Here is a 15783-nt window from a genome sequence, read left to right as displayed (position 1 = left end):
CGCCCGCAGCGATTCCAGGCGGTGGCTGCCCCGGCGCGTCAGCACCACGGTCGTGGTGTCGGCTGCTCGTGGCAGGCGTAATGCCGTGCCGTGCCGCTCCGCGCTCAGGTTCGTACCCGCACCACCGGTTGCCGTGTCTTTGGAGAAGCTCATGCAAACTGCGACCCAGTCACACCCCGAGGCACTGCAGCAGGCGATCGCCGCGCACCGTCGTGGCCAGCTCGAACATGCCGCGCAGCTGTATACGCAGCTGCTGGACGATCAGCCCGGACATGCCGACGCGCTGCATTACCAGGGCATCCTGCTGCATCAGCGCGGCAACAGCGCCGCAGCAGTGGCCTCCATCACCCGGGCGTTGACGCTGGCGCCCGCGCAACCGGATGCCTGCAATAACCTGGGCAACGTGCATCGCGAATGCGGCCGCCTGCGCGATGCCGAACACTGCTATCGCCGCGCACTGGCGCTGGCGCCTGCGCATGCCGATGCACTGGCGAATCTGGCAGCGGTGCTGGAAGCGCAGCGGCGCGGCGAAGAAGCCTTCGTCACCTATGCGGCGTTGTTGCACACCTATCCGCAGTCCGCGCATGCGCATTACCTGCTCGGCCTGTTCCTGCGCAATCACGCGCAGGACGCCGAGCATCTGCAGCAATCGGTGCAGTGCCTGCAGCAGGCCTGCACACTGGCACCGGACAACCTGCACGCCCGCGAGGCGCTGGGCACCGGGCTCTACCTGTTGGGCGAGCATGCGCAGGCGCAAGCGGTGTATCGCGACTGGCTCGCGCTTGCGCCGGGCAACGCGGTGGCGACGCATATGCTGGCCGCCTGTGGTGGCGCCGAACCGCCGCCGCGTGCCGGCGATACCTATGTGCGTGAACTGTTCGATGGCTTTGCCGACAGCTTCGACGAACAGTTGCTGCATCACCTGGAGTACCGCGCGCCGCAACGGCTGACCGAGGCATTGGCGGCCTGCCTTGCGCCACCGCATGCAGGCTTGCGCATGCTCGATGCCGGCTGCGGCACCGGGCTGTGTGCGCCGCTGTGGCGCCCGTATGCACGGCAACTGGCGGGCGTGGACCTGTCGCCTGGCATGGTCGCCAAGGCACGCCAACGCGGTGGCTACGATCGGCTGGAGGTGGCCGAACTCACCGCATACCTGCACGCGCAGCACGCGCAATGGGACGTGATCGGTTCGGCCGACACATTGGTGTACTTCGGCGCGCTGCAGCCGGTGCTCGCTGCCGCTGCCGGCGCGCTCACGCCAGGGGGCGTGCTGGGTTTCACGGTCGAAGCGCTGGACGCGCAGGACGACCGGGTCGAACTCGATGCCAGCGGGCGCTATCGGCATAGCCAGGCGCACGTGCGCGCCGCGTTGCATAGCGCCGGTTTGCAGCCGATCGCGTTGGAATTGGACGTGCTGCGCAGCGAACGCGGCCAGCCCGTGCACGGCTGGGTCGTGACCGCGCGCACGCCTGGGCCGGGCTGAGACGAAATGTCGGCTTTGCCGCACGCACGCATGTGAGCATGCGCCTGACGGTTGCCGTGCCTTTCGCCGCCTGCCGTTGCACGCGGGCGCAACGCAGCGCCGTCGGTCAGCGCAACGTGCGTTGCCCCATCACCTGTGGATGCTTCGATGCCGCGCACCATCACGCTGCACTCCGACCTTGGCGAGCGCCTGCTGCTGCACCGCATGCAGGCCAGCGAAGCGTTGGGGCAGCTGTTCGACTACCGCATCGATGCGTTGTGCACCGTGCTGCAGCCCAACCTGCGTGATCTGCTTGGCACGCCAGTGGCGGTGCAACTGGCCGATGGCGAGGGCGAACAGCGCTGGTATCACGGCATGGTGGCCAGTTGCGCGCACAACGGCTACACCGTGGTCGATGCGCTCGATTACGCCGTGCTGGAATTGCAGGTGGTGCCCAGGCCCTGGCTGCTGACCCAACGCCGCGATTGCCGCATCTATCAGGACATGAGCGTGCCGGAGATCGTCACCAGCGTACTGGGCGACATCGGCTACGGCGATGTGCAGCAGCAGCTGAGCGCGCAATACGCCAAGCGCACCTACTGCGTGCAATACCGCGAGGACGATTTCAGCTTCATCAGCCGGCTGCTGGAACTCGAAGGCATCTATTACAGCTTCACCCATACCCGCAGTGCGCATACGTTGGTGCTGGCCGATGCGCTGGGTGCGCATGCAGCGAAAAACGGCGTGGACAGCTTGCCTTACGTGCCGCCGGGAACCGACGACCGGCGCGTGATGCGCTCGGTGGTGAGCCATTGGCGCAGTGCGCGCGGCGTACATTCCAGCCAGCATGGCAGCACCGACTACGACCCGTTGCAGCCGCGGGCATCGCTGGCCGCCGAGGCCGATGCCAGCGGCGAACAGTTGCACACCGTCGACGGGCTGATCGCCTTCGACTACCCAGGTACGCACGCCGTGCAGGCCGACGGTAGCCGCTACGTGCAGGTGCGCACCGAGGCACAGAACGTGCAGCGCGCCAGCCATGCAGCCACCACCAATGCCTGCGGCCTGATGGTCGGTGCGTTGTTTCGCTTGCGCGGGTTTCCGCGTGCTGAAGTCAACCAGGAATATCTGGTGCTGTCGGCGCACACCACGCTGGCTGCGCCCGAACACGGCGGCGGCGAGCCGCCGTTTTCCAGCAGCGTGCAGGTGATGGAAAGCCGGCTGCCGTACCGTAGCCCGCAACGCACCGCAACGCCGACCATTGCCGGCCTGCAGACGGCGGTGGTGACCGGCGACGCCGACGAGGACATTGTGGTGGATGCGCATGGCCGCGTGCAGGTGACCTTCCACTGGGCCACTGCGGCACGCCCGCATGCCGCGCCATCGTGCTGGGTGCGCGTGGCCTCGATGTGGGCCGGCAAGGGCTGGGGCGCAATGAGCCTGCCGCGCGTGGGGCAGGAAGTGGTGGTGAGCTTTCTGGAGGGCGACCCGGACCGCCCGTTGATCGTGGGCAGCGTCTACAACGGCGACCATGCCCCGCCGTTTTCCCTGCCCGACAACAAGACCCAAAGCGGCGTGCGCAGCCGCAGCCTGCTGGGCGGCACCGCCGATTTCAACGAGCTGCGTTTCGAAGACAAGGCCGGCGCGGAAGAGCTCTACCTGCGTGCGCAGCGCGATCTGCGCGAAGAGGTGCAGCACGACCACACCAGCACCATCGACAACGATCGGGTGCTGACGGTCAAGCACGACCGCAGTGCGCGCATCGACAACAACGACAGCGTGGATGTGGGCAAGAAGCTGCTGCTGAAAGCCGGCGAAGAAATCGAATTGGTGACCGGCAACGCGCGGCTGGTGATGAAACAGAACGGCGAGATCGTGTTGAGCGGCATCAAGATCCTGATCGATGCCAGCTCGGAAGCCAAGGTCACCTCCACCGCTATCAAACTGCTGGCCAATGCACAGCTGCAGGCCAAGTCGCCGGCCACCGAGGTGGCTGGCGATGCCACGCTCAAACTGACCTCCGGCGGCATGCTCAGTGCCGAAGCCGGTGCCTCGGCCACGCTCAAGGGCCCGTTGGTCAGCATCAAGGCCGACGCCTTGGTGCAGGTCGGCGGCGGCCTGATCATGATCGGATGAGCGCGCCCACGCTCTCGCTGGCGCAGGCCTGTGCGCAGATGCAGTTGTCTGCGCCTGCCTGCGCGCAGCTGCGTACGCCGATCGCGCCGCAGGCGGCGGTCAGCGCGCTGCTGGCCAGCGGTCATGGCGAAGATGCCATCAAGCTGCTCGCGCGCCTGCTGCCCAAGCGCTACGCGGTGGCCTGGCTGTGCCAATGCGTGCGCGGCGAAAGCCTGGACGAGGAAGACCGTGCCGGCGCGGCACTGGCCGAGAAGTGGGTGCGCGAGCCCAGCGAGGCGCATCGCCGCGCCGCGCAGGCATTTGCGCATACCGGCGGCTATGTCTCCCTGGGTGCGTGGCTGGCGGCGGCAGTGGCCTGGTCCGGCGGCAGCCTGGCGCCGCCGCACCAGGCCACCCCCGTGCCGCCGGCCGACCACCTTACGGCGCGCGCGGTGGCCGCTGCCATCACCTTGCTGGCCGCGCGCGAACCGGCGCAGCTGGAGGCGCGGCGCAGCGACTATGCAGCGCATGCGATGGAGTTGCTGACCAGTGTGGGGGCGCCATGAAGCCGCCTGATCGCCGAAGTAGCGATCCGCGCGCGGTACATCGTGGGCGCGGCATCGGCGCCAACTGCGCGAGACCCAGCTGGTGTTCCAAAGCATGGTTGGATGCGGCGCCCACGCCAGGCTGCCGCACCAGAAGAAGCCTCGGTGCCGAACCGACAGCGCGGGCGCGCACGGCGATCAGCACTTGCGAATGTGCTCCAGCGCAGGCGATGTCCGTCTGCTGCATGCACTCCACCGGCAACGCTAGATGCAGCGTTTTCTGCCGACATGCACGAATGCCAGTCGCACCTACCGATCACCGTTTGCAGGAGTCCATGGCGTGTCCAGTTCGCAGTTGATCCTCACCGTCAGCGGCGCGCAGGCCGCGCAGTTCGGCGCCAGCGCGCAGAAGCGCTTTGCCGGCACCGGCGGCAGCATCGGCCGCTCCGACGAAAGCGATTGGGTCCTGGCCGCGCCCGGCGTTTCGCGTACGCACGCAGTGGTGCGCTTCCTCAACGGGATGTATTTCATCGAAGACCGCAGCACCAACGGCATGTCGCTCAACGGCACTGCGTTGACGCGTGCGGACCCGTCCGCGCTCAGCGATGGTGACCGCCTGCAGCTGGACAGCTTCGAAATCCAGGTACAGGTGCAGGCGCTGGCCACAGCCTCGACGCCAGTGTTCGACCCGCTGCCAGATGCGATGGACGACCGCACCCAGGTGGCGCCGCCGCCGTCGACGCTGCGTGCCCCCTCCGTCACGGCGGGCTTTGACCTGCTGGAGTTCGGCACGCCGCCTGCGGCACGGCATGCAGTGGACGGGTCGTTGGACGATCTGCTGCTGAGCGGCGCGCCCCGCGAGCTGGATCCGTTGCGCCTGCTCGACCCATTGCCTGCGCCGGCGCGCGATGCCAGCCCCAGCGCGTGGAATCAGAGCAACGCCGGCCACGACCATTTCCGTCCACCGGCCAGTGCCGATGCACGCGCCACCTTGCCGGAAAACTGGGACATGACGCTTGGCGATTTTGCGCCGTCCGCGCCATCGCCTGCGTTATCGCCCACGGCCGCGCCGGTGGCCTCGCCATGCACGCCGCCGGCGGCGGTGCCGGTTGCAGCCGCAGCGTCGGCGGCAACAACCGTGCCGCCGGAGCTGGATCGCATCTTCGCCATCGTGGTCGATGGCGTCATGGACGTGCTGCGTGCACGCGCCGAGATCAAGAACACCTTCCGGCTGCCGGTCACGGTGATCCAGCGCTCGGAAAACAATCCGCTCAAGTTCGCCGCCACCGCCGAAGATGCGCTGCAGAAGCTGCTCGCGCCGCCAAGCGCGTCGTTTCTGTCCGGGGTGCCGGCATTCGAAGATGCCTTCGACGATATCCGCTGCCATCAGATGGCGATGCTGGCCGGCATGCGCGCCGCTTTCGACGCCATGCTGTTCCACTTCAGCCCGGACCGCCTGGAGCAGGAAGCCGACGCCGGCGGCAAGCGCCTGGGTTTCGGTGGCAAGGGGCGTTACTGGGAACGCTATCGCGACAACTTCGAGCAGCTGCGCAGCGACCCGGACGAATGCTTCCGTCGCCTGTTCGGCGATGAGTTCGCGCGTGCCTACGAAGCGCAACTGGCGCGCTTGAAATCGGCACGGCGGCCGCCCGCGGGGCGCGGAATCTAGCACGCTTCGCCGAATCGCGTGCCGTCTGCACTGCATGCCGGCAGCGTTGCCGACGCGCTCAGTCAGGCAGGTTCTTGACGAACTCGATGAAGGCGCGCAACGCCGGCGGTGTGAGGGTGCGATTGGGGTAGTACAGGTACGGGCCCTGAAATGGCTGCCACCACGGGCGCAGGATGGGTTCAAGCGCACCTGTGTCGAACTGCGGCTGCAGCCATTGTTCGAACAGATGCAGGATGCCGCTTCCGGCGATGGCCGCCTGGATCGCCAGCTCGATTCCGCCGCCGATCTCCACCAGCAATTGCCCTTGCGGCACGATGGTGACCACTTCGCCGTCGCGCTCGAACTCCCACTCTGCAACGACGCCGCTTGGGAAGCGGCCGCGGATGCAGTCGTGGGCAACGAGTTGCCGCGGGTGGGTGGGGCGTCCGCGCCGGTCCAGGTAGCCCGGCGCGGCCGCCGTGGCGATGCGCTGCACGCGCGGGCCGATCGGGATGGCCACCATGTCCTGCTGCAGCCGTTCGCCATAGCGGATGCCGGCATCGCAGCGTGCGGCGATCACGTCGACAAAACTTTCTTCGGTCAGGATCTCCAGTGTGATGTCCGGGTACGCCGCCATAAACGCCGGCACAATCCTTGGCAGCACCAGGCGCGCGGCACTGACCGGCACGTTCAGCCGCAGCGTGCCGGTCGGCGTATCACGAAAGGCGCTGACCACTTCCCGGGCGTTCTCCAGTTCCTGCAAGGCGGGCGCGATGCGTGCCAACAACGCCTTGCCTGCATCGGTCAGCACGACGCTGCGCGTGGTGCGGTTGAACAGGCGCACGCCAAGCGAGGCCTCCATGCGCTTGATCGCATCGCTATAGGTCGAGGCGCTCACGCCCGCGCTCTTGGCGGCGTCTCGAAACCCTCCTGCGCGCGCCACGCGGACGAAGGCCTCCATGTCTGCGAGGTGACCGCTCATTGTTCGGCAATCCGTACGACCTGTCCGCTTTGTACCCGATTGTCGCACAGGGGGTGCCTGCGTACAGTTCCATTGCGCTGCGGCAGCGACCACGTCGTTGCCCCACGCGCCTCCCGCGTTGCTTCCTGTTTCTTGGAGCCACGCAACAGATCCCGTCGCACTCCCGTCTTGCCCCAACCGCGCAGCGGTGACGCGCCACCTGCCTCCATACCAACAGGATTCCCCATGAATAGCGGCAAGCCCTTGGGCGGCACATTGACCCTGCCCGGCACCACCCTTGGCATCAAGCGGATCGGCTACGGAACCATGCAGTTGCCCGGGCCGCATGTCTGGGGACCGCCGCGCGACAAGGCCTCGGCGTTGTCGGTGCTGCGCGAAGCAATCGCCCTGGGCGCCAACCACATCGACACCGCGCAGTTCTACGGGCCTGGTGTGTCCAACGCACTCATCCGAGAAGCACTGCATCCCTATCGCAGCGATCTGGTCATCGTGACCAAGATCGGTTTCAGCCGCGGCCCCGATGCCTCCTGGAATATCGATGTGTCGCCTGCAAGCCTGAGGCGGCAGGTGCATGACAACCTGCAGAGCCTTGGCCTGGAAACACTGGATGTGGTCAACCTGAGACTGGGCACGGCAATGGACACCGACGAGCGTTCGGTCGCCGAGCCGGTCGCGTGCCTGGCCGAGCTGCAACGCGAGGGCCTCGTACGCCATATCGGCTTGAGCAACGTCACGGCGCGCCAGTTCGAACAAGCGCAAACACTGGCCAACATCGTCTGTGTTCAAAACCAGTACAACCTGGTCAAGCGCGACGATGACGCCTTGATCGAGATGCTCGCGCAACAGGGTGTGGCCTATGTTCCGTTCTTTCCGCTCGGCGGCTTTTCGCCCGTGCAGTCGCAGCTGCTGTCGGGCGTTGCCAGGCAGGTAGGCGCCACGCCCAAGCAGGTTGCACTTGCATGGTCGCTGCAGCGCTCGCCCAACATCCTGGTCATCGCTGGCACATCGTCGGTGCCGCACCTGCGCGAGAACTTCGCATCCGCCGAGCTGAGCCTGTCGGCCGCGCAGGTCGCAACGCTCGATGGCATCGCTGCCGAGGCCGGCGGCGCTCGGTAGGCAGCTTGGCGACACCGCGCCGATGCAGATCGGCTCACCCGTCTCCACGCAATCGCCAGGCGGGTGCCTGCGCACGAGCCAGGCCGAGCAGACGACTGGCGAGGTCGTGTTGTCCGCTCCACGGTGCGCCCGCAGCATCGATATCGCTGGCCTGCTCGCACGCCCGCGTTCCACACCCCAACGCCTGGCCGAAGGACCGCACCGTGATCGGCTGACGGCAGCCGCACGGGCGTTGGCGACTGTCCGACGAAGCACGGCGCCTGAGACGTTTTGACGGGTGAGCAGCTTGGCTGCGCCGCAGAATTGCGCCACCGACACGCATCGGCGGTGCGGGGCTTGCGTCGGCAATGACCGCCGGGCGTACAGCGTGCAACACAGCTCAATGCACCCGACAACGCAGCGCGCAGGCGTTCCTGCAGGCGTGCCTGGCAGGTCGCGCGCGACGCGGTGTGGACGCCTGTGCGCTGCATCGGTGGCCGACCTTTTCTCAGCGAGCGGATCATGCACAACAACAAGGTCGTGTGGAGCGAAGGGCTGTTTCTGCGCCCGCAGCATCTGCAGCAGCAGGAACGCTACCTGGAGCGCTACGTCGACCTGCGTGCCGCGCGGCTGCGGCCGCATGCCTGGGGCGTGAGCGAGCTTGAGTGGGAGACCGATCTGCTGGCGGTCGGCAAGCTGGGCCTGCGCCGTGCGCGTGGCGTGTTCGCCGACGGCACACCCTTCGCAATGCCGGGCGACGACCCGTTGCCGGTTGCGCTGGAGGTCGAGCCCAACTGCCGCGACCAGATCGTCTATCTCACCGTGCCGCTGCGGGTGCCGGCGCAGCCCGAACTCGGGCGCCCGGAATCGCCGGCCGATCAGCTGTTTCGCTACCGCGTGCGCGAGACCGAAAGCAACGATGCCTCCGGTAGCACCAGCGAAGCGGTGTTGATGGAAGTCGGCGGGCTGAGCACGCGGCTGCTGCCGCACTCGCAATCGCTGGAGGGGCTGGACCGCATCGCGGTGGCGCGCATCATCGAGACGCGCGCCGACCGTCAGGTGGTGCTGGACCCGCATTTCATTCCCAGCGCGATGGTGTGCCAGGCCGCGCCGCGCTTGACCATGTTCTTGACCGAGTTGGTTGGGCTGCTGCATCAGCGCGGCGAAGCGCTGGCGTCGCGCGTGACGCTCACCGACCGCGGCGGTGCTGCCGATATTGCGGACTTTCTGCTGTTGCAGCTGGTCAACCGTTGGCAGCCGCAGATGGCGCATTGGGCTGCAGCGCCATTGGCGCATCCGGAAGAACTATTCCGTGCATTGGTGGCGCTGGCCGGTGAGTTGAGCACGTTCACCGCTGCCGGCAAACGCCCGCCTGCATGGCCTGCGTATCGGCACGAATCGCAGCAGGACAGCTTCGAGCCGGTGATCGCCGCCTTGCGCAGCAGTTTGAGCGCAGTGCTCGAACAGACCGCCACGCCGCTCCCGATCCAGGCGCGCAAGTTCGGCGTGTGGGTGGCGATGGTGCCGGACCCGGGCCTGCTCGACAGCGCGGCGTTCGTGCTCGCGGCCAAGGCCGACATGCCCAGCGAAGAGTTGCGCCGGCAATTGCCCGCGCACGCCAAGATCGGGCCGGTGGAGCAGATTCGCGACCTGGTCAATCTGCAGTTGCCCGGCATCGTGGCCACGCCCATGCCGGTGGCGCCGCGACAGATTCCGTATCACGCCGGCTATCTGTATTTCGAGTTCGACAAGAGCGCAGCGTTGTGGCGAACGCTGAAGACCTCCGGCGGTATCGCATTCCACTTCGGCAGCGAATTCGCCGGGCTGGACCTGCAACTGTGGGCGATCCGGAGCTGAGCATGCGCCGACCTGTTGCCGATCTGGCGCCTGCCTACGCCGCACCGCTGCCGGCCGCAGAGGGCACCGGCGTGCCCAGCGAAGACACCGACATCAGCGAATTGCTGGGCCGCAGCGTCAACCCGTTGGTGCAAGCGGCCACGCCGTTGCTGCTGTTGGCGGTGCAACTGCGCCACAGCGCGCAATCGCCCGATGTGGCGCGTTTGCGCGAGCAGGTGATGGCGCAGGTGCGCCGCTTCGAACACCGTGCGCGCGATGGTGGCGCCCCGGTGGAGGCGGTCACCGCCGCGCGCTACGTGTTGTGCGCGCTGCTGGACGAAGCGGTGCTCAACGCACCATGGGGCGAGCGCAGCGGCTGGTCGCAGAAGACCTTGCTGGTGACCTTCCACAGCGAATCGTACGGCGGTGCCAAGTTCTTCCAGATCCTGGAGCGCTTGTGCGCGGATGTGCCGCGGCATCTGGACTTGATCGAGCTGATGTATCTGTGCCTGGCGCTGGGCTTCGTGGGCCGTTACCAGATCGAGGCCGGCGGCATCGCGACGCTGGCGGCCATCCAGGAGGATGTCTATCGCCGCATCCGCGCTGCACGCGGCCCCGCACCGGAGAGCCTGGCACCGCGCTGGCGCGGGGTGGAAGACCGCCGCCGGCTGGGCCGCTACCTGCCGGTGTGGGCGGCGGCGTTGCTGGGCTTGAGCGTGCTGGTGGTGGCGTTCGTCTGGTTGCAGGCGCGCTTGAACAGCCTGTCCGCACCGATCAGTGCGCAAGCCGCGCAATGGGGACTTGCGCCGGCCACACCGCCGGACGCCGCGCCTGTGCCGCCACCGCCGGTGCGACTCAAGCAGTTGCTCTCCGCGCAGGAACGCGCCGGCCTGTTGCGCGTGGACGAACAGGCCGACGGGCAGACGCGGGTGCGCCTGAGCAGCGCGGCGATGTTCGCCTCCGGCGGCGTGGAGGTGGAGCCGCAGCAACGCGGCGTGATCGCGCAGATTGCTGCGGCCATCGAACAATTGCCGGGGCGGGTGATCGTGGTCGGGCACACCGATGACGTACCGGTGCGTTCGCTGCGCTTCCAGGACAACTACGCCTTGTCGGCAGCGCGTGCGCAGGCGCTTGCGCAGGTGTTGCAGGCGCAGCTGAGCACGCCGGGGCGGGTGGAAGCCATTGGCGCTGGCGATTCGCAACCGATCGCACAGCCGGTGCAATTGCCGGCCAACCGCGCGCGCAACCGCCGCGTGGAGATCCTGTTCCAGCCTGGGGAATGACGATGAAGACGCTGTTGTCCAAGCTGAGCGCAACGGTGGTGGTCGGCCTGCTGGCGCTATGCCTGCTGTCGGTGCTGCTGTGGGTGGGTGGGCCGTATGTGGCGCTGGCCGGCTGGAGCCCGCTGAGCAACGTGGCGGCGCGGTTGCTGGCGATCGTGTTGCTGGTGGTGGTGTGGGTGGGCGTGCTGACGCTGCGCCGCTGGCGCAGGCAGGTGCGTGCGGCGACCTTGTCCAGCGCACTGGCGGCGCCCGGCCGCGACGACGACCGCGAGCTGCGCAGCGGGCAGGAACGCGCGCAGCTGCAGGCGCGCTTTCAGCAGGCGATCCAGTTGTTGCGCAAGCGGCGCGGTGGCGCCGATCTGTACGCGTTGCCGTGGTATGCGCTGATCGGCCCGCCCGGTTCGGGCAAGAGCACCTTGCTGCAGTATTCGGGGCTGCAGTTTCCACTGGCCGCGCGCATGGGCGATGCGGCGTTGCGCGGCGTCGGCGGCACCCGCGATTGCGAATGGTGGTTCACCGACGAAGCGGTGTTCCTGGATACGGCCGGGCGCTACACCACCCAGGATTCGGATCAGGCGGTGGACGCGGGTGCGTGGCGCGATTTCCTGCGCCTGCTGCGACGCCATCGCCCGCGTCGCCCGCTCAACGGGGTGCTGGTGACGATGAGCATGTCGGACCTGTTGCTGCTCGACGATGCCGAGCGCGACACGCATATGCAGGCGATCCGCCGCCGCCTGGACGAACTGGCCGAGCAATTGCAGGCCAGCGTGCCGGTGTATCTGATCTTCACCAAGTGCGATCTGATCGGCGGCTTCGGCGAGTTCTTCGACGATCTCACGCCGGCGCAGCGCAACCAGGTGTGGGGCATGACATTTACGCTGGCGCAGACCCTGGACGGGCACGCGGCGCGCAGGTTCGCCGACGAATTCGGCGTGCTGCAGCAGCAGCTGAGTGCGCGCCTGTTCGAGCGCCTGAACCTGGAACGCGACCGCCTGCGGCGTGCGGCGATCCTGTCGTTTCCGCAGCAGGTTGCCGCTCTTGGCGAGCGTGCACGGCAATGTGTCGAAGGCACCTTCGCCGGCAATGCGTACGGCCCGGCACCGCTGCTGCGCGGGGTGTACTTCACCTCCGGCACGCAGGACGGCACCCCGATCGACCGCATGATGGGCGCGGTGGCGCGCACCTTCGGCCTGGAAGAAGCACGCGTGCAGGCACCGGGCGCGCAACGCCGCACCTTCTTCGTCGAGCGGCTGCTGCGCGAGGTGGTGCTGCGCGAATCCGGCCTGGCCAATACCCCGCCCGCCCAGCAGCGCCGCAGGGCGTGGCTGCAGGCCGCCGCGTACGCGGGCGTGGCGTTGCTGACCGGCGCCGTGCTGGCCGGGTTGGGGCTCAGCTACCTGGGCAACCGTGCGTACCTGCAGCAGGTGCGTGCTGCACTGGACGCGCGGCCGGCCGTGCCCGATCCCAATGCCGCCACCCGCATGCCCCGAGTACGTTGCGCGCACCCTGCAGCAAGCGGATGCGACGCAGGCGGTGGTGAAGGTGGCGCAGCAGTATCACGCTGGCGCGCCGTGGGCGTTGCGCATGGGGTTGTTCCAGGGCCAGGCGTTGGGCGAGCAAGTGCAGGCCGGCTATCTGCGTCAGCTCAACGCCACCTTGTTGCCGGCCTTGGCGGTGCGCCTGCGCACCGGTCTGGTCGATAACGCGCAGGCGCCGCAGGCGCTGTACTACACGCTCAAGGGCTATCTGATGCTGGGCCAGCCGCAGCATCTGGACCCGGCGCAACTCAGCGCGCTGGCGGCGATCGAAGCCGAAAAATTATTCCCCCGCGAGCCTGCCTTGCAGCAGGCGCTGGGTGCGCATCTGCAGGCGGTGCTGGAGTCGCCCACGCACGTGCGTGCACTGTCGCTGGACAACCAACGCATCGCCCAGGCGCGTGCCAGCCTGCGCGCCGCCGATCTGTCGACACTGATCTACGGCAACCTGCTGCTGACCCCGCCGGACGGCACGCCGTTGCGGCTGGACAAGGCGCTGGGCCTGCTGGCCGACACCTTCGTGCGCCGCAGTGGCACGGCGTTGTCCACCCCGGTGCCGGCGCTGTACACCCAGCCGGTGTTCGCGGCCTTGCAACGCGAGGGCATCGGCCAGGCGGTGGAACGCTTCGGGCGCGACGATTGGGTATTCGGCGGTACCGCGCTGGATGCATCCGCCAAAGCCACGCTGGTGCGCGAAGTGGGGCAGCGCTACACGGCCGATTACATCCGTTTCTGGGATGCGTTGCTGGCCGATCTGCAACTGCGTCCCTCGGCCGATCTGGCCGGTGCCAGCGCCACTGCCGCCAAGCTGGCCGGGCCCAGTTCGCCACTGCGGCTGCTGCTGGGCGTGGTGGGCGAGCATACCCAGGCAATGGAACGTGCACCGCCGGCAGACCCCGCGCAACGCGCGCTGGCGGCTGCCGCCAGCTCGGCGGGCGCCAAGGCGAATGCCGCCGCGGCCAAACTTCCTGGCGGGGCGGCGATGAGCGCCGCGCTGGCCACGCCGGCCGAGAGTGGCGCAGCTGCGGCGCCGGCAGCGGGTGCGGCGATCAGCGAGCATTTTCTGGCGCTCAACGCCTTGGCCGCCGGTGCCCCGGGCAGCACGCCGCTGGACCATCTGCTCAGCGTGCTCGATCAGCTCGGCAAGCAATTGCTGGTGATCTCCCAGGGCGGCGGCGATGCTGCGGCGGCAAACGCGCAACTGGCATTGGCCCGGCAGGAAATGGCGCAACTGCCGCCGCCGGTGACCGACTGGCTGCAGAGCCTGGCCGGCAGCAGCGCCACCTTGATGACCCAGGGCGCACGCGCCGCGCTGGATGGGCAGGTCAGGCAATCGGTGGGCGAGGTGTGCACGGAATTCGTGCGCGGCCGCTACCCGTTCGATCCGCAGGCGCAGGTGGAGATCCCGCTGCAGAATTTCGGCGAATTGTTCGGCAACGGCGGGCGCCTCGAGACGCTCTACACCGGCACCGTCAAACCGCTGCTGGATACCCAGTCCCCGCAATGGCGCTGGAAGGATGGCCCGGACGCGGTCATCGGCGCGCCCGGTCTGCCGGTGCAACTGCAGCTGGCGCAACGGATCCGGCAGAAATATTTTCGCGGCGGGCCCACGCCGCAGATCGGCTTTACCGTGCTGGCGCCCACGTTGGGCGAAGGCGTGACCCGGCTGACGCTGGATATCGAAGGCCAGCGCTACGACTACCAGCCCGGCGCGGCGCAAAGCATGCCGATGATCTGGCCCGGCCCGGTGCCGGGGCATGTGTCCATCGCCGCGTTCGGCGCCGATGGCGTGGCGCTGGGAACGCTGGACTACCAGGGCGACTGGGCCTTGTTTCGCGCGCTGCAGGCCGGGCACCTGGAAAACCCGTCGGATCTGCGCTTTGTCGCCAGCTTCGCGCTTGGCGGCCACGACGTGCAGGTGCCGCTACGCGCCGGCAACCTGCGCCATCCGTTCCTGGACAGCGACGTCCAGCAGTTCGCGTGCGGCGGATGAGCATGCCGGCAAACGAACCACCCGGCTTCCACGGCAAGTTGCCTGGCGTGGGCGACTTCGTGCAGCGGCGCCTGCCGGCCAGCTTCGTGCAGCCGTGGGATACGCATTTCGCCAACTGCCTGGACACGGTGCGCCAGCAACTCGGGCAGCGCTGGCCCGGCGCGTATCGCAGCAGTGGCCTGCGCGCATTTGCGTTGGGGCCGGGCGTATGCGGTACGCAGGCCTGGGCCGGCCTGCTCGGCCCGGGCGAAGACCGCGTGGGGCGCTGTTTTCCGCTGACCGTGGCGATGCCGTTGCCGCACATGTGCCTGCCGTCGGCGGCATGGTTCGGCGCGGTGGCTGCGTGCCTGGGCCGCAGCTTGCGCGCGCGCACCGATGCCGCCGGATTCGATGCCGCGCTGTGCGCGCTCGGCGTGCCGGGCGCGCCTTCCAGCACGCATGCACCGGCGCCCGGGCAATCGCTGTGGTGGCGGCTGGGCGCGGCCGCGCATTCGATCGACGGGCTGCCCACCGCCCGGATGTATCTGGAGTGGTTGCTGGCCGAGCAGGACATCACCGAGGTGACCCGATGAACGCGCCCTACCAATCGGCCGGGCACACCGAAACCGGCAAGGTGCGCCGGCTCAACGAAGACGCCTTGCTGCTGCGCGAAGACGCCGGCCTGTGGGTGGTGGCCGATGGCCTGGGTGGCCACAGCGCCGGCGATTACGCCAGCCAGTTGCTGGTGCAGCGACTGAGCGCGTTGGTGCGCCCGGCCGACCTGTGCGATTTCCTGGATGCCATCGACGACACCCTGGCGCAGATCAATCGCGAGCTGCTGCAGGTGGCGCGCGAGCGCCGCGTGGACATGATCGCCACCACCGTGGTGGTGTTGGTGCACGACCCGGATTTCATGCTGTGCGGTTGGGTCGGCGACAGCCGCATCTATGCCCAGCAGGGCGGCCCGCTGCGCCAGCTCACCCGCGACCACGTGCACGGCGTGCGCGATGACCTCACCCAGTTCGGCAGCGCACACGCCAGCGCCGCGGCGGCCGGCGTGCTTACGCGCGCGGTGGGTGCGCAAGAGCCGCTGTTCGTCGATTGGGTGCTGACGCCGAGCCTGCCGGGCACGCAGTTTCTGCTGTGCAGCGACGGCATCAACAAGGAAATTCCAGACCCGGAGCTGGATGCCGAATGCCATCGCTTCGGCGATCCACGCGCGCTGCTGGCGCGTCTGTTCGAATTGGCGATGGGGAGGGCGGCACGCGACAACGTCACCGCCGTCGTCGTTCGCCTGCAGGAGTAAGTGC

General features: G+C 68.2%; 10 protein-coding genes and 1 pseudogene. 10 read left to right on the top strand and 1 reads right to left on the bottom strand.

Going from position 1 to position 15783, the window contains the following annotated elements; translation table 11 throughout:
• The first annotated feature begins 151 nt into the window (after positions 1 to 151).
• The 4 genes from ACCQ00_RS19960 (at position 152) to tagH (ending at position 5791) form a co-directional block, all read left to right on the top strand.
• Positions 152 to 1483, top strand: a complete 1332-nt coding sequence (locus ACCQ00_RS19960) for a tetratricopeptide repeat protein (protein ID WP_039584059.1) — start codon at positions 152 to 154, stop codon at positions 1481 to 1483.
• Between the two features lie 147 nt (positions 1484 to 1630).
• A complete protein-coding gene (locus ACCQ00_RS19955; RefSeq protein ID WP_039569534.1) occupies positions 1631 to 3598 on the top strand; it encodes a type VI secretion system Vgr family protein in 1968 nt (655 codons plus the stop codon).
• Positions 3595 to 4143 carry a DUF6931 family protein gene (locus ACCQ00_RS19950; RefSeq protein ID WP_039569533.1) on the top strand — a complete coding sequence of 183 codons (549 nt, stop codon included), beginning with the start codon at positions 3595 to 3597 and terminating at the stop codon, positions 4141 to 4143. The genes ACCQ00_RS19955 and ACCQ00_RS19950 overlap by 4 nt, the downstream gene beginning before the upstream one ends.
• A gap of 319 nt (positions 4144 to 4462) precedes the next feature.
• On the top strand, positions 4463 to 5791 hold the full coding sequence (tagH, locus tag ACCQ00_RS19945) for a type VI secretion system-associated FHA domain protein TagH (RefSeq protein WP_039569551.1): 1329 nt from the start codon (positions 4463 to 4465) through the stop codon (positions 5789 to 5791).
• Positions 5792 to 5849: 58 nt separating this feature from the next.
• Here tagH and ACCQ00_RS19940 read toward each other — a convergent pair whose 3' ends face one another.
• Entirely contained in the window at positions 5850 to 6731 is an 882-nt protein-coding gene (locus tag ACCQ00_RS19940) for a LysR family transcriptional regulator (protein WP_017156336.1), read from the bottom strand.
• Positions 6732 to 6977: 246 nt separating this feature from the next.
• Here ACCQ00_RS19940 and ACCQ00_RS19935 point away from each other — a divergent pair, with 246 nt between their 5' ends.
• The 6 genes and pseudogenes from ACCQ00_RS19935 to ACCQ00_RS19910 all read left to right on the top strand — a co-directional run bounded on the left by ACCQ00_RS19935 (position 6978) and on the right by ACCQ00_RS19910 (position 15779).
• Positions 6978 to 7868, top strand: a complete 891-nt coding sequence (locus tag ACCQ00_RS19935; protein WP_039569531.1) for an aldo/keto reductase family oxidoreductase — start codon at positions 6978 to 6980, stop codon at positions 7866 to 7868.
• 501 nt (positions 7869 to 8369) lie between these two features.
• Positions 8370 to 9704, top strand: a complete 1335-nt coding sequence (gene tssK, locus ACCQ00_RS19930) for a type VI secretion system baseplate subunit TssK (RefSeq protein ID WP_039569528.1) — start codon at positions 8370 to 8372, stop codon at positions 9702 to 9704.
• Entirely contained in the window at positions 9686 to 10966 is a 1281-nt protein-coding gene (icmH, locus tag ACCQ00_RS19925; protein ID WP_022560303.1) for a type IVB secretion system protein IcmH/DotU, read from the top strand. Before tssK ends, icmH begins: the two co-directional genes overlap by 19 nt.
• Positions 10963 to 14494, top strand: a pseudogene (gene tssM, locus ACCQ00_RS19920) (type VI secretion system membrane subunit TssM). The gene icmH and the pseudogene tssM overlap by 4 nt, the downstream one beginning before the upstream one ends.
• A complete protein-coding gene (gene tagF, locus ACCQ00_RS19915) occupies positions 14491 to 15066 on the top strand; it encodes a type VI secretion system-associated protein TagF (RefSeq protein ID WP_039569526.1) in 576 nt (191 codons plus the stop codon). Before tssM ends, tagF begins: the two are co-directional and overlap by 4 nt.
• Positions 15063 to 15779 carry a PP2C family protein-serine/threonine phosphatase gene (locus ACCQ00_RS19910; protein ID WP_039569523.1) on the top strand — a complete coding sequence of 239 codons (717 nt, stop codon included), beginning with the start codon at positions 15063 to 15065 and terminating at the stop codon, positions 15777 to 15779. Before tagF ends, ACCQ00_RS19910 begins: the two co-directional genes overlap by 4 nt.
• Positions 15780 to 15783 lie beyond the last annotated feature (4 nt).

The sequence above is a fragment of the Xanthomonas sp. NCPPB 3761 genome, assembly GCF_041475705.2.
Lineage (GTDB): Bacteria > Pseudomonadota > Gammaproteobacteria > Xanthomonadales > Xanthomonadaceae > Xanthomonas > Xanthomonas phaseoli.
The sequence above is the reverse complement of the archived record's forward strand: the minus strand, read 5'-3'. Positions and strand labels throughout refer to the sequence as shown.